Here is a 21,254-nt window from a genome sequence, read left to right as displayed (position 1 = left end):
ATAATATAAAAATCTTTATATAAGTATAAAATAATCCTATGAGACTATCTACAGAAGAAGGTATTTTAATAATTGATGATAATCCTTTGAACCTTTCTGTCCTGGGTCAAACATTAAAGGAAGCGGGTTTTAAAGTTACGATTGCCAATAGTGGTAAATCCGGTATCTATGCTGCTCAAAAGCAAATGCCGGAATTGATATTATTAGATATACAAATGCCGGAAATGGATGGGTTTGAGACCTGCAAACTACTTAAAGAAGACGAAAAAACAAAACAAATCCCAATAATTTTCCTAACAGCTTTTAATAATAAGTCTCAAATTGTACAGGGTTTTGAATACGGTGCTGTTGATTACATAACAAAACCTTTTGACAAAAATGAAGTGATATCCCGCATTAAAAATCACATATGTATTTATAAGCTTCAAAGTGAAATTAAATACAAAAATACAGTATTAACAACACTTCTGGAAAAAGAAAAAGAATTAAATAAAATAAGAACTAACTTTATTTCTATCGTTTCACATGATTTAAAAACTCCTTTAGCGGTTATTAACACTGCGAATGAGTTCATCCGTGAAGAGTATTCAAATCTGCCAAACTTTAATCTCCATTACAATGATTTAATTTCTAAATCCATTAAAAAGATTAATAGCATCTTGAATAGAGCTTCTATTTTTTCCTTAGCTAATTCTTCTCAGGTTGTATTGACTTATAGAAATACAAACCTGAAAGATTTTTGCCAGAACATGATTAATGAATTTCTTTTTTCCCAAAGCAATAAGGAGCGTATTGAATTTATTTGCGAAGGAGAGAATTTTAATTATTCTATAGATTCTAATATAGTTTACCACATTTTCTCAAATATAATTTCAAATGCACTTAAATATTCAAATGAGAATACAAGCATTATCTGCACTTTAAAAGAAACCGGTACAGGTTTTATATTTTCAGTAAAGGATAAAGGTGTAGGAATCTCTAAAGAAGATCAGGAAAAAATATTTGAAGATTATTTTCGAGGAAGCAATACAAGCAGTATTAACGGTACGGGTATTGGGCTGGCGATCGTGAAAAAACTTACCCATCTCCATGGAGGTAGGCTTGAAGTAGAAAGTAAAATCAACGAAGGTACTTGCTTTAGAATTATAATTGATGCGGATACATTGATGGACTCTTAATATGCAATCATTGTAAATAATTTTTATCGAGCAAAAAATAATGAATGAATTCTGGTATAAACTTCTCTTTTACGATTCAATTGATTTTATGTTTATCATCAATGAAAATGGAGATTTTAAGGAAGTTAATAACATTACCTGTACCGAGCTGGGCTTTAATCGGGAAGAATTTAAGAATTTAAATATAACTGATATAGCTCCTGGTTTTTTACAGGAAATTAAATCTATTTTTTTTTCTAATAAGCATACAAAACCATATCTTAAGTTTGAAACAAACTTACATACCTGTCCGGGTGCCCTGATTCCAGTTGAAGTTCTTGTAAGAAACATTTCTAAGGATAATCTTGAACCACTAATATTGATTACCTGTAGGAATATTACGGAAAGAAAAAATTATGAAGCTCGCTTCGAAGAAGCTCTTCTGAAATCACAAAAAGCAGAAAAAGCTAAGTCCGAATTTTTGGCGAATATGAGTCATGAAATTAGGACCCCTTTAAATGCTGTATTGGGTTATGCCGATTTATTAAAATATGTCAACGATGAAGAAAAGAAAAAAGAATTTCTTGAAGGAATTGATATAAGTGCAAAAACTCTTTTAAACCTGATTAATGATATTTTAGAATATTCTAAATTAGAAGCAGGCAAATTGACATTGAATTATAAAGTAGTAAATCTTCGCGATCTATTCAATGAATTTTTAATAATCTTTAAAAAATATAAATTCGAAAAAGGAATCGAGTTTTCAGTAATCCTGGATAATAATTTACCGGATTATTGTAATATAGATGATACCAGGCTAAAACAAATTTTACTAAACCTGATTGGTAACGCATTTAAGTTCACTCATGAAGGAAGTATAAAATTAGTTGTAATCTGCCATTATGTTTCAAAGAAAGATTTTGATTTAACTATAGAAATCATTGACACGGGAATTGGTATTCAACAAGATAAACAGGAAGAAATCTTTTTTTCTTTTAATCGACAAAATGCAAATAGCAAAAATAACTACGAGGGAACAGGTCTTGGATTAGCTATCACAAAGAACATATGTCAACTATTCGGAGGTACTATACATGTTATCAGCAGTCCGAATAAAGGATCTACATTTTCTGTCTTTCTTCCGAATATCAAAGAAGTAAAAGAACCATCCAATATTTTAGTTGGAAATAATATTCTTACATACGATTTTAATCAAAAAGCAGTACTCATTGTTGAAGATATCGATTCCAATAGGTTTGTAATAAGGGAATTTTTAAAAAACTATAATTTAAATCTTCTTGATGCTAATAACGGAAAAGAAGCTCTTGAAATTTTTTCAAAACATGGAAGTATAGATCTTATCCTGATGGACCTTCAAATGCCAATTATGGATGGTTATACTGCCATTGAAGAGATAAGAAAACTCGAAATTGGAAAACAGGTTCCTATTATAGCTCTTACCGCAGTTTACAAAGAAGAAGATAAATCAGAGACCTTAAAAAAAATTCAAGCCTATCTTCAAAAACCGATCAAGAAAAATGAGTTACTTCAGGAAATTACGAAATACTTAACTGAATCATCTCCTGAAACGGTATCTATCCCGAAAGACTATCTTGAATTATTCAGAATTGTTTTCAGTTCCAAATTCCATTTAGTAAAGGCTCACTTACTAAATAATGAAATTGAAGATTTCGCAACAGAACTTATTGAATTTGCCAATGAACACAAACTACATGAACTACAAAAATTTAGCCACAGACTATATCAATCAGCAACGAATTTTAAAATTGAAAAAATGCAATCTGATTTTCTCTCTCTAAATAAATATTTTGTATAATTTCATTCTCCTCAATAAATAAGAACTTACGGTACTTCTACCTTATTTATAATCCAGCAAACAGTTCTCTCATTTGTTCTAATAGCTCTTCAAATATTACAGGTTTCTGTAAAACACTTTTAAAACCATATTTCATCAGTTCATCTTCTCCGGCTCTTCCAAATACAGAGGCTGTTAGCGCAATTACCGGTATATTTTTCCATATTTCACTATTACGAATATGTTTCATTGTTTCATATCCATCCATCACCGGCATCCTCAAGTCCATAAGAATGAGGTCTACCTTTTCTTGTTGTAATACTTCAAGGGCATTTATTCCATTAGATGATTCTAATATTTTTATATCTTTTTTCCTAAAATAAACTCTAATTACATCACGATTGGAAGTAACATCATCTACTACTAAAATGCTCTTGCCTATTAAAAAATCCTGATTCAAATTCTTACTGGTTTTTTTTTCATCTTTAGATAGGCTAGCTACTTCAACTGCCTTAAAATGAAGTATAAACTTGCTTCCTTTCCCCTCTTCACTTTCAACACTCATTTCCCCGTTCATTTTTTCGATTAATTTCTTTACGATTGAAAGACCTAAGCCTGTACCACCATATTTCTTTCTATCCAAAGAAGGATGCTGTTTAAATATATCAAATATACTATTCTGCTCTTCTTTCGGAATCCCAATCCCGGTATCCTTTATTTGGATATCAATATCAGCTATCGTTTTTCCATCATATGCTAAATCTACATTCAAAACAGTCAAAGAAACCTCTATACTTCCGGCATCTGTAAATTTTATAGCATTACCTATCAAGTTTAAAAAAATCTGTCTCATCCGAAGTTCATCCATAATAAATATTAAATATCCTTCTTCCGGAGTATTAATATAGAACTTAAGATCTTTTTCCTGTAACTTTCCGTGAAAAAGATTTTTCATTTCATTAATAATTTTATAAATATTTACCGGTTCTTTATGTATTTCCATTTTATCTGTTTCTATTTTTGTAATATCTAATATATCGTTTATCAGACCCAGCAAAATATTCCCACTGGACTTAATCGACTCCAGATACTCTTTATATTCAACTTCATGTATTTGAGAATACAATATATCTGAATATCCTAATATCGCATTCATAGGAGTTCTGATTTCATGACTCATGTTTGCTAAAAACTCAGTTTTAGCCCGACTGGATGAAAGAGCTAATTCTTTTGCTTCCTTTAATTCAGTTTCGTAATTTTTTCTGGATGTTATATCCTCAGCAATACCAACGAAATATAAGAATTCATCTCCTTCTTTAACAGGATAGGTTCTCATCTGTATCCAGCGTTGATTATCCTTACCATCTCTTATTTTAAAAATTTCATCCACTTCCTTTCCGTTTTTTAAATGAAAATAAAGACTATTTTTTATTCTGACTCTGTCTTCTCCATCTATCGCTTCAAACCAGGAATCAGGTTCTTTATAGACACTTTCACGCGATTTTCCCCATATTTCTTCATATAAAGAATTTATATAGATCATCTGACCATCACGAGAAATAACAAACAGAACTTCCCTGATATTTTCCACAACATGACGAAACCTTAACTCGGAGTTATATAAGGCTACTTGAGTATTTTTTAATTCTGTAATATCCGTAGTAGTAAAACCGATTACTTTGTACCCATCGGCGAGGTCTGCCGGATAGCAATTGCATAGCCAGGTAATTAATATATTAGTATCTTTATCAAAATATTGAATTTCCTTGTTAAACACAGGTTTGTTAAGCATCTTAACACTTTCTAATAAGTTTTCAATCTCTTTTCCAATTTCACCAAATAACTCACGGGGAGTTTTTCCAAGATATTGAAAAGAAGAAGTATTATTAACTTTATTAAATAAATTGTTCATCCGAATAAAGCGTTTATCCATATCAAAGAGGGCAAGCCCTAAAGGTGCAGTACTATAAAAGGTTTCGAGTTCCCTTGTCCTTCTTTGAAGTTGCTCTTCTACTTTCTTAATCTCATTTATATTAATAAAAGAGATTACAAGACCGGTACAAATTCCATCTTCTCGCTTGTACGGATTCACCCTCATTAAGAATATATCATTATTATTGATTAGCTGCACTTCTTTTTCTATTGCTTTTTCAGTATCCAAAGCTAATTTAAGAATAGGTATTAAATCAGGACAATCAAGATTATGAGTTATATGTTTTAGAGGTCGCTTAATATCTGATTCTAAAAGATTTATAGCAATACTCGCTGCCGGAGTAAATTTTCGTATTTTCAATTCTCTATCTAAAAAGACTACGCCAATATTCGTGCTACGAAGCAAGTTTTCTATGTCATTGGTAAGTTCTGTTAGTTGTTTTATTTTTATCTGGTATTCAGTATTAACCGTATATAGTTCTTCATTAACAGAATGTAACTCTTCATTGGTGCTTTGCAGTTCCTCATTGGAAGCTAATAATTCTTCATTTGTTGCCTGTTGTTCTTCATTAGTAGTTTCTAACTCTTCAATAGTAGTTTGGAGGTTTTCTCTTGTTTGTTGTAATTCAAACTCTAATTCTGTAATCCTCTGTCTTATATTATCATCAAGGTCATAGATCTTTGGGTTATCCAAAGAATTATTTTGCAATTTCGAGACTTGAATAATCACAAGTAAAACATCTTCTCCACCAATCTGGTCATGAAACATTACCTGGATATTTAAGTTCTGGGTCAAATCATTTACATTGATAGTAATCCCGCTATATTGCACATTGTGTCTTTCTCTTCTGGCTCTATGGATAGCTGTATTGACCGGTACATTCAAGTCCAAAAGTAGAATATGATTTATATGTCTTGTGAGTTCTCCTTCTAATAGTTTTAGCAATTTCAATTCATCTGCCAGTATATGTATGATTTCATTATTACGATTCACAAAAAAGGCTGAATTACCTTCACTTTTCATGTAGAGAGAAAATGCAGTATTTAGATAAAGTTCTTTCCTTGTATTATCCTGTACCTTTGCTTTATGATGAACCGAAGGTATTGAATAGTCATAACTATGTCCCAGAGGAACAAAGCGAATATCTCTTTTCTTCCTATACAATTTATTCTTTTCATCTATCACAAAGAACTCATCGCTTAAATCACCCGGTGCTTCAGCAGAACCCAAAAATAAGACTCCGTTTACCTCCAAAGAAAAATGTAGCATTCGTAAAACCCTTTGCTGAAGGGTTGGTAACATATAAATTAAGACATTTCTACAACTCACAAGATGTACTCTGGAAAAGCCTGCGTTTTTAGCCAGGTTATGAGGAGCAAAAATTATCATTTCACGAAGCTTTCTGGAAACATGATAGTTTCCCGATCGAAGTAAAAAATATTTTTCTAAGCGATGGGGACTTATATTAGTAATAGAACCGGGGGAATAAATTCCTTCTGCTGCTTTACCCAATGCAGCATTATCAATATCTGTCGCAAATATTTTTACAATAATAGACTTATTCATCTTGCTCAGGCATTCATCAATCAACATTGCCATAGAATAAGCTTCTTCTCCTGTTGAACAGGCCGGAATCCAAACACGCAACTGCTCCCCTTCCTTTATTGTATTGATGGTGTCAGGAATAATTTTTGTTTCTAAAATTTCCCAGGATTCCGGATCTCGAAAGAAACGAGTTACGCCAATCATTAAATCTTCCCTGAGACGAATTCTTTCTTCTTCTGTAGAAATCAATAGATTCATATAATCTTGAATACGCTCACAAGCACTTAAAGAAATTCTCCTGGAAATTCTTCTTATCAGAGTACTGGGTTTATAATTTGAAAAATCAAAGTTTTCAGAAACATTAATAATGCTAATAACCTTCTTTAAATCAGAAGAAGATATATCGACAAAACTTCCATCCTTCGGAAGATGAAGGTCTCGACCTTCCTTTAAAATTTTATATAAGGTGCCTGCTATTTGAGAAGGAGACAAAACATGGTCTGCATATCCGGAAGTAATTGCACTTTGGGGCATTCCATCAAATTCTGCGGTTACGGGTGATTGCACAAAAGTAAGTCCACCCGTTTCACTGATAGCCTGAATTCCCCTTGTTCCATCAGAACCCGTACCGGAAAGAATAATACCAACCGCATTATCCCTGAAATCAATAGCTAAGGATTGAAAAAATAAATCGATAGGAAAATTTGGATGCTGTCGATGTGGCTCTTCCTGTTCTATAAGTTTTAAAAAATGATTCTCTATGATTAAATTATTCCTGGGAGTAATCAAATAAATTGTATTAGGATTCAAACTCATCCCGTTTTGAATTCGTTTTACATTCATACCGGTTTTTCTTTCCAACAATTCTTTCATTAAACTTTTAAAATCCGGTGAAAGATGCTGAATTACCACGAAAGCAGCTCCACTGTCCTCCGGCATAAACTGAAAAAACTCTTCTAAAGCTTTAAGACCACCGGCAGAAGCTCCTATAGCTACTACAGGAAAACTAGATTCTATTCTATTTATTTCATCCATTATATGTATTATCCCAGAGTACTGTAAGTTTTTTTCTTTTTAAATTGTCAAGTACCGCTTAAAATATTTATGTCCAAGGTTTGCAATATATGTTGTAATTTTTTTTCATTTTCTACATTTTAATTTTTTATTTTCGAAAAGTCAAAGTATAAACCAGCATCAGTAAGAGTTTCCCAGCAATTCCCGCTTTGCTTGTAACAGGCAGATAAGGCTAAGATTTTTGGGTTTACAGGGAAAGCTTTCGTAAACTTTTTCATCAAAAATCGCTTGTACCTGTGCAGGGATATAGTCTTTTTGACTATATGCCAGCCAAAAACGAGTTACACGCACGGGTAGATTTATCAGCAGATGGACTTTATCAAGCAATTCGGGAGGAATTTTCTAAAATTCCAGACCACAGGGTCAATCCTTCGATTTCTCTAACAGATGCTTTAATGTCAGCCTTTGCTATCTTTTCTCAAAAGAACGCATCACTTCTTGAGTTTGAAAGAGAAAAAGTGAAGAATAAAAATCTTCAAAGTATATACAAGATTCAAGAGATACCCTCTGACACTCAAATGAGAGAAATTGTTGATGAAGTTTCAACAGGAGCTTTCAGGAAAATATATAAAAACCTTTTTTCAAAACTTCAGCGTGGCAAGGTTCTCGAATCTTATCGTGTCCTTGATGATTATTATATTCTTTCCGGGGACGGAACCGGATTCTTCTCTTCAGGAAAAATTCATTGTAAATCCTGTCTTGTAAAGAATAAGAAAAGTGAAACTCTCTACCAGCATATGATGTATGGTGCCTGTATTGTGCATCCGGATAAGAAAGAAGTTATCCCTCTTATGTTTGAACCTATTACAAACGAAGATGGGAAAACAAAAAATGACTGTGAGTTAAACGCCTCTAAACGATTTATTGAAGATTTTAGAAGAGAGCATCCTCATTTAAAAACAATATTTGTAGAGGATTCTCTGTTTTCAAATGCTCCCCACATTGAATTACTGAAAGAGAAGAATCTATCCTTTATCATAGGTGCAAAAGAAAAAAATCACAAACACCTTTACAATCAACTTGATAAGCTACAGGAATTAAAAAAGACAGAGCAATTCTGTATAGAGAAAGATAGATTTTCTCATTACTTTTCTTTTACAAACCAAATTTCTTTAAATGAGACTTCAGAACTCAAAGTCAATGTTCTTGAGTATAAGCAGGTTGATAAAAAAGAGCATATGATTGCTTTTAGCTGGGTTACAGATATTGAAATTACAAAAGAAAATGCTTATGAATTGATGCGAATCGCGAGAGCACGATGGAAGATAGAAAATGAAACCTTCAATACTCTGAAAAATCAGGGTTATCACTTTGAACACAATTATGGACATGGCAGTAAGAATTTGTCTAATAACTTTGCAACTCTTATGATACTTGCTTTTCTTGTAGATCAGATCCAACAATCAAGCTGTGCATTATTTCGAAAAGCACTTGGAACTTTTCATGCAAAAAGATTGTTCTGGCAAAAGATAAGAAACTTGTTTGAAATATTTGAATTTTCATCTATGGAGCAACTATTCCAGGCTATTGCTTATGGATTTAAAGCAAATATTTCTATAGGAGAAAATTCATCATAGCGAGATTTTTAAAAACAGTGAAAAATTTTCTGAAGGAGCTATTCATTCATTTTTCCTTGTACTAATTTTACTATGATTTTAGCTCAATTTTTACTATACATAAGTATTTTGGGTTCTTTTCCTCGAAGGAAATCCGGAAGTTATGGATTAAAAAACAGGCTTAAAGAAGCCTTGTACTCTAAAGCGGGAATTGCTGAGAGTTTCCTAAAAAAAGTGAGCAGACTTTCCGAGTTGTAGACCTATATTTTTTATTTTTCTTGATTTATTTTTATTTTATCATTTAATACTACCTTATCCCGGCATGGGAGTAGCCTATGAAATCATTTTTATTTCTATTTTTCTTCCTTTTTTCCATGTATTCCTCACTTTTCGGCCAGGTCTGGACACCCGCAGGAACGCATTTAAAGCCTGAACAGGGGATGTTCACCCTCGATGCCGGGGTGAATAACTATAATAATGATTATTATCTCTACCTCGCTCCCGGCTTCAACCTTGGTGACGGAGAGGATTGGGGGCTATCGTTTCAAATTCCCCTGAATCTTCTGATAAAGGATAACGAGCCCTACGACCCCAAAGCCAAGTTCGGCAAAGTCCGCACAGTCGATTACGATGAGCGTTCAGATTACCAGAGGCTTTTAAACTACCTCTGGTTTGGAAATTATGGTGTCTACGAGCCCGGGAAAGTCACTTTTTCCTTCTATATAGGAAAAATGTTTGATGGTAAAATCGGTCACGGTACAATTATTAACCGCTATGTGAATAACCAGAGGATAGAAAACTATAAATTAGGAGTTATGGCCGATGTAAATACAGACTACGGTGGTTTACAGGTATTTACCAACTCTGTCTGGAAACAGGAAGTAAATGCAGGCCGGGCCTATATTCGTCCCTACGGGGTGCTGAGCGGTTTATACCATGCGATTCGGGGTAATTCCTCCAATGTGGTTATGATAATGCCGGGAAATGTGATGGATGAAGCCGGTAGAAAACGGGTAATCGAAGAAGTAGAAAATGAAGATCTCAAGAAAACAGAAAGGAAGCAGACCGAGCCTAAAAAAGAAGAAAAGAAAGAACCTCCCAAAAAGCGCAGTGCAATTCCTGTTCGGGTAGGTGGGTTTGATCCAAATTCTATCTGGAACCGCTTTGCCATCGGTCTTACCTCTGCGGTAGATGGAAGAGCCCCATACACACTGGACTATGATACAACCGGACATGCAAAGCTGGATAAATACATGAACCCGGGTCTCAAAGAAACCAGAAGAGCCGGCGTTGTAGGAGTCGATCTGGAATTTGCATTGATTAATACCAGGTCTATAACCCTAATGCCTTACGCTGATTTCAACCGCATGAGAAGGTTAGATAACGCGAAAGGTCAACACTACGGAGTAATTTTCAAAATTGGAAACAAAAACGTAAACTTAACTATCAAACCCGAATATAGAAGAATGACTCCTACCTATTTACCTATGTATTTCGATAGCTTCTACGAAGTGGAACGTTATCAGTATGATCTCGATAGAGAAATCCCGCTAACCAAATACGCTTACGCAGAAGACCAGGATGGTTTTGCTGAAAAAGTAAAAGGATATTATCATACTCTAATTTTCAACTATTATAAATTAGGAATAGAGGCGACCTATGAAGACTATGATGGAAAAGATAATTCTCGAGTATTTTTAGGAGCTTATATTCCTCTCGGTTCGTACATCCTGCTTTCTGGTTTTTACACAAAGAAAGGCTTCAATGGAACCGGTGAAGCCTTTAAAGTCGATGATAAATCCCAGGGTGTTGGAGAAGTAGCTGTAACCTTAGGCCCCCTCATCCTGCGGGTGCAGAATCGCAGGCGCTGGGTCCTGGATGAAGAAACAAATAAATACAAAGCGAAAGATGAAAAGATGGTATTATTTTCAGGAGGAAAATCTTTCTGATAAAGGAGAATTATGAAACAAAAAATTTGCATCAGTTTATTGGCTTTATTGGTTTCTGGTTTACAGGCTGAAACCATTAATTGGGATATTAAAAAGAAAGAGGTGAAAGATGGTTCTTCCCGGAGCACCTCGGCTGTAGTTTCATCTAAGAGTATCAGCACATCCAAAGATAGAAACTCCCTTTCCATTACTGTCTATAATTCCGGAATGGGCCTAATTAGGGAAAAACGCTCTGTTTCCTTTGCCGCAGGCATTCAAGATCTTCGTTTTGAAGATGTTGCTTCCCAAATCATTCCCCAAACAGTAAGAATTAGTACGTCAGAGGATTCTAATTCATTTCGAGTTTTAGAGCAAAACTACGAATATGATCTCATCTCTTATTCAAAACTCTTAGAAAAATATGTAGGTAAAGACCTGAAGATAAGTCGTATGAATCCGAAAACCGGCACAGAAGAAACAGTTGAGGCCCGCTTAATTTCGAATAATGGAAGCCCTATTTTCCAAATTGGCTCCGATATCTCCCTCGGATATTCAGGAAGAATTACCGTTCCGAATATACCCGATAATCTCTATGCAAACCCTACTCTTATCTGGAAACTATTCAGCAACTCGGGAGGAGAAAAAGAACTGGAAGTTTCTTATCAAACAAACGGGATGAGCTGGAGTTCCGACTATGTCCTGGTATTAGATGAAAAAGAATCTTCTTCCGAAATAACCTGCTGGCTTACCTTAAATAATAACAGCGGGACTTCTTTTGAAAATGCAGAATTACAACTTCTGGCCGGAGAAGTACAAAGACACAGACCCTACTACAAAGAAAAATATGCAAAAAGAGCTGAGTATGCAAGCAAATCCTTAGACAGTATTTCAGCCGTGAGCCAGGAAAATATTGCTGACTATTATCTTTATACAGTAGAAAGAAAAGTAGATATTCGTAATCACCAGGTAAAACAGATTCAGATGTTCCAGGCTAAAGATATAGAAGTTCAAAAACAATATATCATAGGCCCTATGAGTCTCTATTCAAACATTTCTAAGCAAAAAGCCAATGTAAAATACATTGTAGAAAACAAGAAAGAAAAGAATCTCGGAAGGCCCCTCCCGGCAGGAGTGGTTCGTGTATTCAAAGCTGATTCTAAAGGAAGACAACAATTACTCGGAGAAAGCCACATCACACATACTCCGGAAAATGAAAAGTTAGAGCTTTCTACCGGCAATGCTTTTGATATTCTTGCAGAAGGAAAACGTGTTTCTTATGAAAAACTAAAAGCCGGAAAAGGAGATCTTTCCGCTTACGAAGTAAGTCTGAGAAACCGAAAAAAAGAAGATGTGGTAATTCGATATTACACAAACCATTACGGAGACTGGTCTTTTAAAGAAACCAGTCATGAGTTCACAAAAGAAACTCAAAATTTGGCTTATGTAGATGTAAAAGTTCCGGCTGATTCCGAAGTGCTTGTTAAATATAGAGTAGAAACCTTAAAAGAAGATTAAACCTTTATTTTTTGGAAAAGATAGGGGCCTCTCTCTTAAGGTGATTAAGCATCACCTTAAGAGAGAGGCCCCTTACACAATCACCTGTTTACAGATAAGCTGAGTTTTTGAATGGCCTGCTTTTCCAGACTTTCCAGGCAGTGAATTTCTTTTTTACAGGACTCGGCTTCCTTTTTAATCCCATTCTGAAGACTTTCAATATTAGAATATACCACAGATTTTAAACTTTCATTTAATAGAGAAAATAGAAATCCGTCTCCAAATTGATACTCTACTCTGGAATAAAATGTCACTGCATCACTTCCCCTGTGCAATTCCCTGACTCCCCGAAAATGTTTGAATTTTCCTTCCAATTCTCTGAATTGAAACCTGTAACGACTCAGGTCAAAACAAATTTCTTGATGAGATACCACATCCGCATTTATTACCGGAAGCTTTGATTTGAATTTCGCTTCAATTCTCCGGTTGTTTTCACAGAAATGAGTCAACTCTATAGAGTTAATACTCGGAATAAATTTAGTATATCTTTCGATATCTATCATTACTTCCATCACTTTTTCCAGCGGAGCTTTAATTTTAACTTCTCTTTCAACTTTTTTCATGCAGCTTTATAACTCTCCTTATGATAGCGATTAGCCCTTAAAAATGTGCCAAAATCATTGAACCTCATCCCCTCTTCTTTCATTGCCCTGTGAGCTTCAGAAGCGACCATCTGACGAATATAAAAGGGCTGGTTTACGACGATATGGTGTATACCATGAGTACTTCCAAAATTAAAACAAAATAAATGCGGTAAAATAAACAGTGGAGAATTTAATACCTGGGTTTGCTCCAGAGTTCCATCCCTACCTTCCCGAATGTCTCCAAAGTAATGTATATTCGAAGAAATAAACTGTAAACAGGTTTGACGAAGAACATTGGGTAGAATATATACTACAGCGATAATATTCAGTATATTTACTACGTTACTTAAAAACGAAGGGGTCTGTATGGAAAAATAAGAAAGACTCAGATTGAGTATATTCAGAGATAAACAGGTATACATCAGAAAGCCAAATAGAAACATAAAAGGAAAACTGGCCATAAACGATTCCAGCTCTTTAAACTCCGGGGCCTGTGTTTTAAGTTTTTTTCTTTGAAAAACAAAACCAAAACTACTATCAAGGGTCACTAATAATCGTTTCCATCCGTGCTGCATACCATTTCCGATGAGTTGCTCTTCCACATCTCTCACCTGCCCGGACTCTCTGTGGTGCAATAGGTGAATCTTTTTTCTATAATAAGGATTAGGAGTATTCCCCCGAAACAACCAGACTCCGTACATCATGAATTTTTCGAGCCCTCTTTCCTTATAGTACATCCCGTGAATCAAATCATGCTCCAATTCATGCAAAAAAGAAGCAAAAATAGCATTTAAAATAATGGCAGGAATCGCTCCTAAAAAACCGGCGATATAAAAATAAGAAACAAGAAGCATTGCCAGGGCCGAAGCACTGAAGATGCTCAGTCCAATTTGGTCCTGGTATTTAAGAATAGAGTATTTCTCCCGAAGCTCTTTTTCCCTGCTACGCACTGTCCGGCTGATATTACGTATTTTTTCTTTTTCGGATCGAGTTTCCTTTTGCGTTTCGATATGTTTTTCTATTGTCGAATTCATGAGTATTTCTCCTTGTTTTAACCATGATTCTCTACAGTGTAAAGCATTTTCTGCTTTCAGTCGACCTATCTTATAAGAAACCGGGTAAAATCTTATAAGTTAGAACTCTTTTTTTTCTTTTTCTGGATTTTTATAGGAAAAAAAGTAGGGAGCTCTATCTAAAATTCACTCTATTGTAAATTAAAATAAGAGTGAAGGAAACTTTTTTATTTGATTTTCGTAAAGAACTTTATCAAATTGAATTAGTGAATCTAACACTACATTAAAGAGAATAGTTTTAAATTTCTATGAATATGCCTCTCAATATTTTATTGTTCGGTCGGAGATGTTCTTGTCTGACAGGCATCAACATAAATAAAAAGACGTTCCGGATATAAAGAGATTAATTCTTCTATCTCAGTAAATACATCCATACGATAACCAAATTTTGATGGTTCTAAAATATGTAATAGTACTATAGAATTCGAGTTACTTAATTCTTTTATAACCGGATCATACCAAAATTTCTTAGCTATTACATCCTGAGCGCATACAGGATTACGATATGTCTCTATCAATTTGATATTTGAGAATAATTTTTCTCTTTTGATTATAATTTTACCGGATGGAGTCAAAGGACGAAAGGAAAAACCTGCCGCAGCAATATTAGAATTTGATCCCAACTCGCCAATCCCATTGATAATGTTTACAATCCTAAGTTCATCAGCAAATATGCACTTAAGCAAAAAAAGAGGAATATATTCCACATCCGTACCGGAAGATACTGTAAAAATGTGAGTCTTCTTCTCTACTATGAAGGCCTTACTCATCCTCCTGTGTAGTAAGTCCATTCGTTCCGCAAAATTATTCTTGTTAGTTTGATTCCAGATTTCTTGTAAAGGTTCAATATCTATATTTCTCAAATAAGAGCCGGTGCAACTGGAGCGAAAAACCATATTCTCTATGGGCTTTGGAGATACCAATACATCATTCATACCACTCTCTTTTACAAGAATACGGTTATCACCACTAGTTGACAGAACTTGCCATAGATTCACAGATAAACTCTCTCAATACAAGTCAACTGTCGAATTTTCATTACCTTTTTAAAGAAATTTATTTACATTTTCTAATATATCCGGCATAAACTCTTTTAAAAATTTAGTTCCTTTTGCTCTGAAACCGGTAAACACATGCAGCTTCCCTTCTTCAATTCCTGCTACAATTTCTTTCACGACTGACTCCGGTTCGTCTATCATGAAGTCCGGTAATTTCTTTTGATTATCAGAAAATTGAACCGAATCCAGGATCTTTGTCCGCGTAAAAAATGGATAAACATTGGTAACTTTAATACCCTTCTTACCGTATTCCGCATGAAGTCCTTCTCCGAAAGCTCTTAATCCAAACTTGGAGATAGAATAATAGGTTAAATCCTGATGCACTACATGCCCTGCTATAGAGGAAATATTCACAATCTGTCCACTACCGGCACTTAACATATCCGGTAAAAATAATTTACTCAGATATATTGGAGCGTAGAGATTTATATTTAAGAGTTGTTTCCACTTTTCATCCGGCACATCCAAAAGTCCACCGGCTGCGGCAACCCCCGCATTGTTTACAAGAATATCTATCTTTCTTGAAAAATCACGGGTATGCTCATAGACTTCCCTGCATCCCTCTTCTGTCTCAAGATTAGCAGCAAAAACACCTACCACAGTCCCTTTTGTTCTATACATTTCATGGGTTATTTCCGGTTTATGCAAATCAGTAAGAATTAGCCTGGCTCCCTTTTCTAAAAACTGTTTAGCCATCTCAGAACCCAGACCGCCGCCTGCACCTGTTAATAAAATAACTTTATTTCTTAAACAACTACTCATCTCTTTAATCCTTAAATACTTTTTTTGTTAAATATAAATTATCACAATCAGTTGGATGAAAATTCGGTTTAAAATATTGAAAAAATATCTCAAGGGCCGGAAAAAGAACTCCTTCCCGTGTTAAAAATAATTCAATTCCATCCATTAGAATATTATAATACTTTATTTCTTTTTCTTGCAGAAGCAGTAAAGCTGTATAACTTCCGGTAAAAGTTATAAGCATAATAGTAGCAAAAAGCATAAGACGAATCCGAAGAAAATAATCAGGATTGATTTGTTTTAAAACATTATAAGCTACAGATTTATGCTCTAATTCTTCGGCTGCATGCCATTCAAAGAGTTTCTTCATAACAGGCTCGGAGACTTCAAAATACTCTCCTTTTAAGGCAATTTCAGCAAGTAAAGCTGTATAATGCTCAAGCCCCGCAGTAAGAGCCAATTGTTCGGTCTCATCAAGTTGTTTTTCTACTACTTCTTTAATAAACCAGTTATAAAAAGAAACCAGGGTTTCGATTTCATATCCCTGTTGTTTCATATTCTCCCAGTATTTTATATGCTGCATAGAATGCTGGGTTTCCTGGCCCATAAATGCAAGAGCTTCTTTCCTGTTCTCTCCTTCCAATTCAGATAGATAGCGCTTAACCGTTTTAACAAAAAAACTCTCAGCTCCCGGAAATAAAAGGGTGAACGAATTTAAAAAGCAGGTTTTTAAAGCACTGCCTCCGTACCAGTATTTTCTAATATCCATAGGAAATTCAAAGGCCGGCTTTCGAACTTTTATCCCGGCAATGCTCACGAGATAACTTCCTTCTTATGTTCTTTCCATAACTTCACGTGAGGAGGTTCTTCCTCCAACCAGTAGGCTTCCGTATCTGTCACTACCAGTAGTTCTTCCCATTTCACACCAAAAGTATCTTTACCTATATGAGGCTCTACCGACCAGAGCCCTTTTCCTATCCTGTAGTTGGACTTTTCATTCCAATTAGGATTTTCTGAACCGATACCGCTGATAAACTCAGAAGCCATTTGTCCTGCTAAATACGCATAAGTCTGAAGAGGAAAACCCAAAATATCAATTGACGGAATACTATCAAACGGAATTTTTCCAATACGATGTCCCAGTACTCCTTCAGGATACAGGCTATGACAGTTCCTATAACCCAGCTCAGAAATTACTTCACTTACCCGGTTATAAATCTCTGAAAGATGTTTTTCCTTATGCACCATTTCTAATATTAGAGAACGAAAGACTTCCAGATCTAAAAGAGCTTTCTCTACTTCCGGATTTGAACCAAAGGCAAAAGAATAACCAATATCAGCCGCCCTGCCTTCTACAGCTGGGGCCACATCGAGAATGACTGCCATTCCTTCTTCGAGTTTTCTATCCGAAGGTAAAAACTCCAATCCGAGATGAGGAATCGATTTAAAAAAGGGCGGAAGAACCTGATCCAGTTTCAGATTCATTCCTGCAAAATGTAAGGGACGATTAAAACCAACAAAACCACTCCTATCTCCGAACCAGGCAAAGCCCCTATGAAAAAAACCACTGATACCTTCTTTCAGCAGGTAATCATCTATCATCCTCGCTGCCTGCTTTTCACTGATGCCTACAAACAGTTCCTTGCGAACCGCTTCAACAGCCCTGTAGGCCAGTTGTTGCACTTTTTTAAATTCACCCAGTTCTTCTTTACTATAAATTTCTTCCTCCATACAGGCTCCTGCTTCCTTTGAGAGTTTAAATTCTAAATACAAATATCTCTAAACTTATAAACTTTTACTTTTTATCCAGATGACCATTATTTTTTCAGGGATTACTTGAAAAAAAAGAATATCGAAAGATGCTGCTACCTATATGATACAGGTACAGGACTTGATTTTTGAATACCCCGGTCACAGAGCCCTCGACAAGGTTAGCTTTGTAGTTCCGGAGGGTACTATCACTGCGATGGTAGGGCCCAACGGTGCCGGTAAAACCACGCTTTTGCGCTGCCTCGCAGGTCTACAGAGTCCTTTTTCGGGTTCTATTCATATTGCCGGAGTAGATATCATCGAAAATCCCGGGGAATGTCGCAGGCTTTTGGGTTTTCTAAATGATTTCTTCGGACTTTACGACTCTCTCACGGTAAAACAATCACTCGGTTATTTTGGCCTGGCTTACGGTATCCCGGAATACCAGATTGAAGCTAAAATACAGGAAGTAGCTGAAGAACTCAACCTGAAAGATAAATTAAACGAGAAAGTCGAAAACCTTTCGAGAGGGATGAGACAGAGATTGGCTATCGGTCAAACGATTATTCATTCTCCCTCCCTTTTAATTTTAGATGAGCCGGCTTCCGGTCTCGATCCGGAGGCCCGTTATGCTTTAGGCCAACTATTTCTTGAGTTGAATCGCAGAGGCATGACCTTGCTCGTATCCTCCCATATTCTTGCTGAACTTAACGAGTATGCAAATTATCTGCTTATCCTCAAAGATGGTAAGGTGATAGACGAAGAATCAGGTAAAATAGGTGAAGCCAAACAGGTACAAAGAACCATTATCTGTCGTTATCTCTCAGGAGAAACTGAACTTGTAGAATTTTTTCAAAAAGAAGAAATTACCTACACTCTTGATAGTTCTAAGAAAACGCTTGTATTTACATTTTCGGGAGATGACTCAGAACTGGCTATCGTTTTAAAAAATTTGATTCATAGGAATATAGAAATATATGAATATTCCATAAAAAAAGAGAATATCCAGGATAAATACTTATCTATACTTCGCTCGGAGGTTTCCCAAAATGCTATTCAATAATCCTGAATTTAGAAAAAACACCTGGCTCGAATTAAATCCGAACCGACTTGTTCTTATGCCCTTACTATTATTTGTTGTTTATAGCCTTATTTATATCAAAAGTAATAATATGCAGGAGTTTCATTCAATGTCTCTTGCCTGGTCGATGGGTTTATTCTTTGTAATCAATTTATTATGGGGCGCCAAAGTTGCTTCTGACAGTATCATCCAGGAAGTAAATGGTAAAACCTGGGATTTCCAAAGACTAACCCTTCTCTCTCCCCTGCAAATGAGTTTTGGAAAACTATTCGGTGGAACTATTTATAACTGGTACGGAGCCGGGATTACACTTTTTATGTTCTTGCTCTCAGCCAATGCCAGTGGTTTCACCCTTCAACATTTCTATCTGCTTCTCTTCATGATACTATCCACGATTTTAATCCATTCCTTGAGCATGAATTTGAGTTTATTAGGAATTCGTAAAAATAGGAATAAGGAAAAAATAAACGCAGGTTTCTATACCCTGATTGCTTTCGGTCTGAGTTTTCTATTACTCAGTTATTTATTTAATGTAGTGGATAAAAAGGAGTTTGTACTATCCTGGTATTCTCTGGAACTCGGAACTCTAAATATCTTACTTCTCAGTTTAATTTTCTATACTGCCTGGAGTGTTTATGGATTGTACCGCTCTATGAGGTTTGAACTTCACTACCGTAATGGACCTTTTGCCTGGCTAAGCTTCCTTCTTTCATTCAGCTTTGTACTATCCGGCTTTTTATCCAATATGAAAATGAGCGGACTATATAACCAGAGTCTCCTTGCTTTAGCCCTTACTTTCAGTGGATATATACTGATTTGCTTATACCTAATTTTTAGTGAATCCAAGTATATCATTGATATTAAGTTTCTCTTAGAAAACTTCCTGAACCAGAACTGGATCAAAGTCATGGAAAATTCTCCACTCTGGTTAGTCACCCTGATACTGACCGGTATCATCGGAATTGTTCTTTCTATCCTGCTTCTGGGTTTCAAATTTGATAACTTTCCGGGTCTCGATCTCGATACATTTACTTCGACAACCGGTTTATTTCTATACCCTTTTGTAATTCTCGGATTTTTACTGAGAGACATCCTGATTATTCTTTCCTGTAATCTTGCCTATAAACAAAGAAAAGGTGATGTATTAGCCATTATCTATCTATTCCTTATCTACTTTCTTATCCCGATGATTTTTATAGGAATTAAAGCCGAAGCTATACTCTATATTTTCTGGCCCATTCCTTCTAAGGAAGCAAACTCAATGATAGGCCTTGTGGTAATTCTTTTTGAGCTCGTGCCGATGTTTCTACTCAGCCGAAAACTTTACATTGCAAATGCAAGTGTACTGGAGAAATAGTTTTTTAAAAAGAGCCTCACAAGCCAGGCTCTTAAAACCAGTATTTACTATTTCGAGAATTATTAAGTAACTTGACATAATGTTTTATTAGAATTTCAATCATGACTCCTAATTCTGAAAAACTGGTGCGTTTTGATTGGGCTATTCGATATATCCTGCGGGATATATCGAATTTTGATATTCTCGAAGGATTCTTAACTGCCCTTTTAAATGAAGACATCAAAGTTCTGTCTATTCTTGATGCAGAATCCAACCAGGAGGATTCCAATGATAAATTTAACCGGGTTGACCTTCTAATTGAAGACTCTCAAAAAAGAAAACTGATCATTGAAGTCCAGAATAATCGGGAAACCCATTACTTAGAGCGACTGCTTTACGGTACATCTAAAGTAATAGTAGAAAATATAAAGAGCGGTGAACCTTATGACAATGTAGTGAAGGTGCTGTCTATAAGCATTGTCTATTTTAATCTCGGCCTGGGTGATGACTACATTTATTATGGTAGAACCGATTTTCGAGGAATTCATACCCATGATTCATTAATCGTAAAAGAAAAGATAAAACTTGATGAAGTATTCAGTCCCAAATTTCAAATGCGAGAAAAGAATATATTTCCGGAATACTATTTGATTCGTGTAGAAAAATTTGAAGATGTGATCATGAGTCCTATAGATGAGTGGATTTATATGTTAAAGCACAGCGAAGTAAAGGAGGAATTTCACTCTAAAAATATAGACAAAGCCAGAGAAAAACTAAATGTAATGAAAATGGATACAGAATCCAGAAGAAAATATGAAAAATACTTAGAAAGTATAGCCTATGAAAAGGATGTAGTCGAAACGGCTAAAGAAGACGGCAGAAACGAGGAAAGAAAAAATACAGAAAGAGAGAAACAAAGAGCCGAGCAGGAGAAAAAAAGAGCTGAACAGGAGAAAAAAAAGTTGGACTCTGCTATTTTAAAAATACTGAATAAAAATTTATTCAGTATTGAAGAAGTAGCCAGCGACTTTAATGTAACGGTAGAGTATATCAAAAATCTTCTATAAGT

15 protein-coding genes are annotated in these 21,254 nt (G+C 35.2%); 8 read left to right on the top strand and 7 right to left on the bottom strand.

Annotation, left to right across the window (positions count from 1 at the left end; genetic code table 11):
* Positions 1-38 precede the first annotated feature (38 nt).
* Both H7A25_16125 and H7A25_16120 read left to right on the top strand, forming a co-directional pair.
* Positions 39-1,178 carry a hybrid sensor histidine kinase/response regulator gene (locus H7A25_16125; GenBank protein MCP5501430.1) on the top strand — a complete coding sequence of 380 codons (1,140 nt, stop codon included), beginning with the start codon at positions 39-41 and terminating at the stop codon, positions 1,176-1,178.
* A 40-nt stretch (positions 1,179-1,218) separates the two neighbouring features.
* Complete coding sequence (locus H7A25_16120; GenBank protein MCP5501429.1) at positions 1,219-2,994, top strand: response regulator; 1,776 nt, start codon at positions 1,219-1,221, stop codon at positions 2,992-2,994.
* A gap of 46 nt (positions 2,995-3,040) precedes the next feature.
* On the opposite strand, the gene H7A25_16115 is transcribed toward H7A25_16120, so the two are convergent.
* The gene (locus H7A25_16115; GenBank protein MCP5501428.1) at positions 3,041-7,486 is read right to left on the bottom strand and encodes a response regulator; all 4,446 of its coding nucleotides are present in this window, start codon (positions 7,484-7,486) and stop codon (positions 3,041-3,043) included.
* Positions 7,487-7,788: 302 nt separating this feature from the next.
* Between H7A25_16115 and H7A25_16110 the strand changes: the two genes are divergently transcribed.
* The 3 genes from H7A25_16110 (at position 7,789) to H7A25_16100 (ending at position 12,524) form a co-directional block, all read left to right on the top strand.
* The gene (locus H7A25_16110) at positions 7,789-9,102 is read left to right on the top strand and encodes a transposase (GenBank protein ID MCP5501427.1); all 1,314 of its coding nucleotides are present in this window, start codon (positions 7,789-7,791) and stop codon (positions 9,100-9,102) included.
* Between the two features lie 419 nt (positions 9,103-9,521).
* Positions 9,522-11,030 (top strand): hypothetical protein, encoded by a 1,509-nt coding sequence (locus H7A25_16105; protein MCP5501426.1) that lies wholly within the window; start codon positions 9,522-9,524, stop codon positions 11,028-11,030.
* A gap of 87 nt (positions 11,031-11,117) precedes the next feature.
* Positions 11,118-12,524 carry a hypothetical protein gene (locus tag H7A25_16100; GenBank protein ID MCP5501425.1) on the top strand — a complete coding sequence of 469 codons (1,407 nt, stop codon included), beginning with the start codon at positions 11,118-11,120 and terminating at the stop codon, positions 12,522-12,524.
* 80 nt (positions 12,525-12,604) lie between these two features.
* Here the strand turns inward: H7A25_16100 and H7A25_16095 are convergent, their stop codons facing one another.
* The 6 genes from H7A25_16095 to H7A25_16070 form a co-directional block, all read right to left on the bottom strand.
* Positions 12,605-13,126 carry a hypothetical protein gene (locus H7A25_16095; GenBank protein MCP5501424.1) on the bottom strand — a complete coding sequence of 174 codons (522 nt, stop codon included), beginning with the start codon at positions 13,124-13,126 and terminating at the stop codon, positions 12,605-12,607.
* The gene (locus H7A25_16090) at positions 13,123-14,181 is read right to left on the bottom strand and encodes a fatty acid desaturase (GenBank protein MCP5501423.1); all 1,059 of its coding nucleotides are present in this window, start codon (positions 14,179-14,181) and stop codon (positions 13,123-13,125) included. The genes H7A25_16095 and H7A25_16090 overlap by 4 nt, the downstream gene beginning before the upstream one ends.
* A gap of 308 nt (positions 14,182-14,489) precedes the next feature.
* Complete coding sequence (locus tag H7A25_16085; GenBank protein MCP5501422.1) at positions 14,490-15,218, bottom strand: hypothetical protein; 729 nt, start codon at positions 15,216-15,218, stop codon at positions 14,490-14,492.
* A gap of 48 nt (positions 15,219-15,266) precedes the next feature.
* Positions 15,267-16,040: an SDR family NAD(P)-dependent oxidoreductase gene (locus tag H7A25_16080; protein MCP5501421.1), complete on the bottom strand. Its 774-nt coding sequence runs from the start codon at positions 16,038-16,040 to the stop codon at positions 15,267-15,269.
* A 4-nt stretch (positions 16,041-16,044) separates the two neighbouring features.
* Entirely contained in the window at positions 16,045-16,836 is a 792-nt protein-coding gene (locus tag H7A25_16075) for a metal-dependent hydrolase (protein ID MCP5501420.1), read from the bottom strand.
* Complete coding sequence (locus H7A25_16070) at positions 16,833-17,750, bottom strand: aminopeptidase P family protein (protein MCP5501419.1); 918 nt, start codon at positions 17,748-17,750, stop codon at positions 16,833-16,835. The genes H7A25_16075 and H7A25_16070 overlap by 4 nt, the downstream gene beginning before the upstream one ends.
* Before the next feature lie 142 nt (positions 17,751-17,892).
* Here H7A25_16070 and H7A25_16065 point away from each other — a divergent pair, with 142 nt between their 5' ends.
* From H7A25_16065 to H7A25_16055, 3 genes are all read left to right on the top strand, one after another.
* Positions 17,893-18,831, top strand: coding sequence for an ABC transporter ATP-binding protein (locus H7A25_16065; protein ID MCP5501418.1), 939 nt, complete (start codon positions 17,893-17,895; stop codon positions 18,829-18,831).
* Positions 18,818-20,206: a hypothetical protein gene (locus H7A25_16060; GenBank protein ID MCP5501417.1), complete on the top strand. Its 1,389-nt coding sequence runs from the start codon at positions 18,818-18,820 to the stop codon at positions 20,204-20,206. The genes H7A25_16065 and H7A25_16060 overlap by 14 nt, the downstream gene beginning before the upstream one ends.
* A gap of 101 nt (positions 20,207-20,307) precedes the next feature.
* Positions 20,308-21,252, top strand: a complete 945-nt coding sequence (locus H7A25_16055; protein MCP5501416.1) for an Rpn family recombination-promoting nuclease/putative transposase — start codon at positions 20,308-20,310, stop codon at positions 21,250-21,252.
* Positions 21,253-21,254: the final 2 nt, after the last annotated feature.

The sequence above is a fragment of the Leptospiraceae bacterium genome, assembly GCA_024233835.1.
In the GTDB taxonomy this organism is placed as follows: domain Bacteria; phylum Spirochaetota; class Leptospiria; order Leptospirales; family Leptospiraceae; genus JACKPC01.
The sequence above is the reverse complement of the archived record's forward strand: the minus strand, read 5'-3'. Positions and strand labels throughout refer to the sequence as shown.

What these genes read in the sequence shown, in the direction of transcription:
- H7A25_16125 (MCP5501430.1), top strand. Translation starts at nt 39, where the DNA reads ATGAGACTATCTACAGAAGAAGGTATTTTAATAATTGATGATAATCCT.
- H7A25_16120 (MCP5501429.1), top strand. Translation starts at nt 1,219, where the DNA reads ATGAATGAATTCTGGTATAAACTTCTCTTTTACGATTCAATTGATTTT.
- H7A25_16115 (MCP5501428.1), bottom strand. Translation starts at nt 7,486, where the DNA reads ATGGATGAAATAAATAGAATAGAATCTAGTTTTCCTGTAGTAGCTATA.
- H7A25_16110 (MCP5501427.1), top strand. Translation starts at nt 7,789, where the DNA reads ATGCCAGCCAAAAACGAGTTACACGCACGGGTAGATTTATCAGCAGAT.
- H7A25_16105 (MCP5501426.1), top strand. Translation starts at nt 9,522, where the DNA reads ATGTTCACCCTCGATGCCGGGGTGAATAACTATAATAATGATTATTAT.
- H7A25_16095 (MCP5501424.1), bottom strand. Translation starts at nt 13,126, where the DNA reads ATGAAAAAAGTTGAAAGAGAAGTTAAAATTAAAGCTCCGCTGGAAAAA.
- H7A25_16090 (MCP5501423.1), bottom strand. Translation starts at nt 14,181, where the DNA reads ATGAATTCGACAATAGAAAAACATATCGAAACGCAAAAGGAAACTCGA.
- H7A25_16080 (MCP5501421.1), bottom strand. Translation starts at nt 16,040, where the DNA reads ATGAGTAGTTGTTTAAGAAATAAAGTTATTTTATTAACAGGTGCAGGC.
- H7A25_16070 (MCP5501419.1), bottom strand. Translation starts at nt 17,750, where the DNA reads ATGGAGGAAGAAATTTATAGTAAAGAAGAACTGGGTGAATTTAAAAAA.
- H7A25_16065 (MCP5501418.1), top strand. Translation starts at nt 17,893, where the DNA reads ATGATACAGGTACAGGACTTGATTTTTGAATACCCCGGTCACAGAGCC.
- H7A25_16060 (MCP5501417.1), top strand. Translation starts at nt 18,818, where the DNA reads ATGCTATTCAATAATCCTGAATTTAGAAAAAACACCTGGCTCGAATTA.
- H7A25_16055 (MCP5501416.1), top strand. Translation starts at nt 20,308, where the DNA reads ATGACTCCTAATTCTGAAAAACTGGTGCGTTTTGATTGGGCTATTCGA.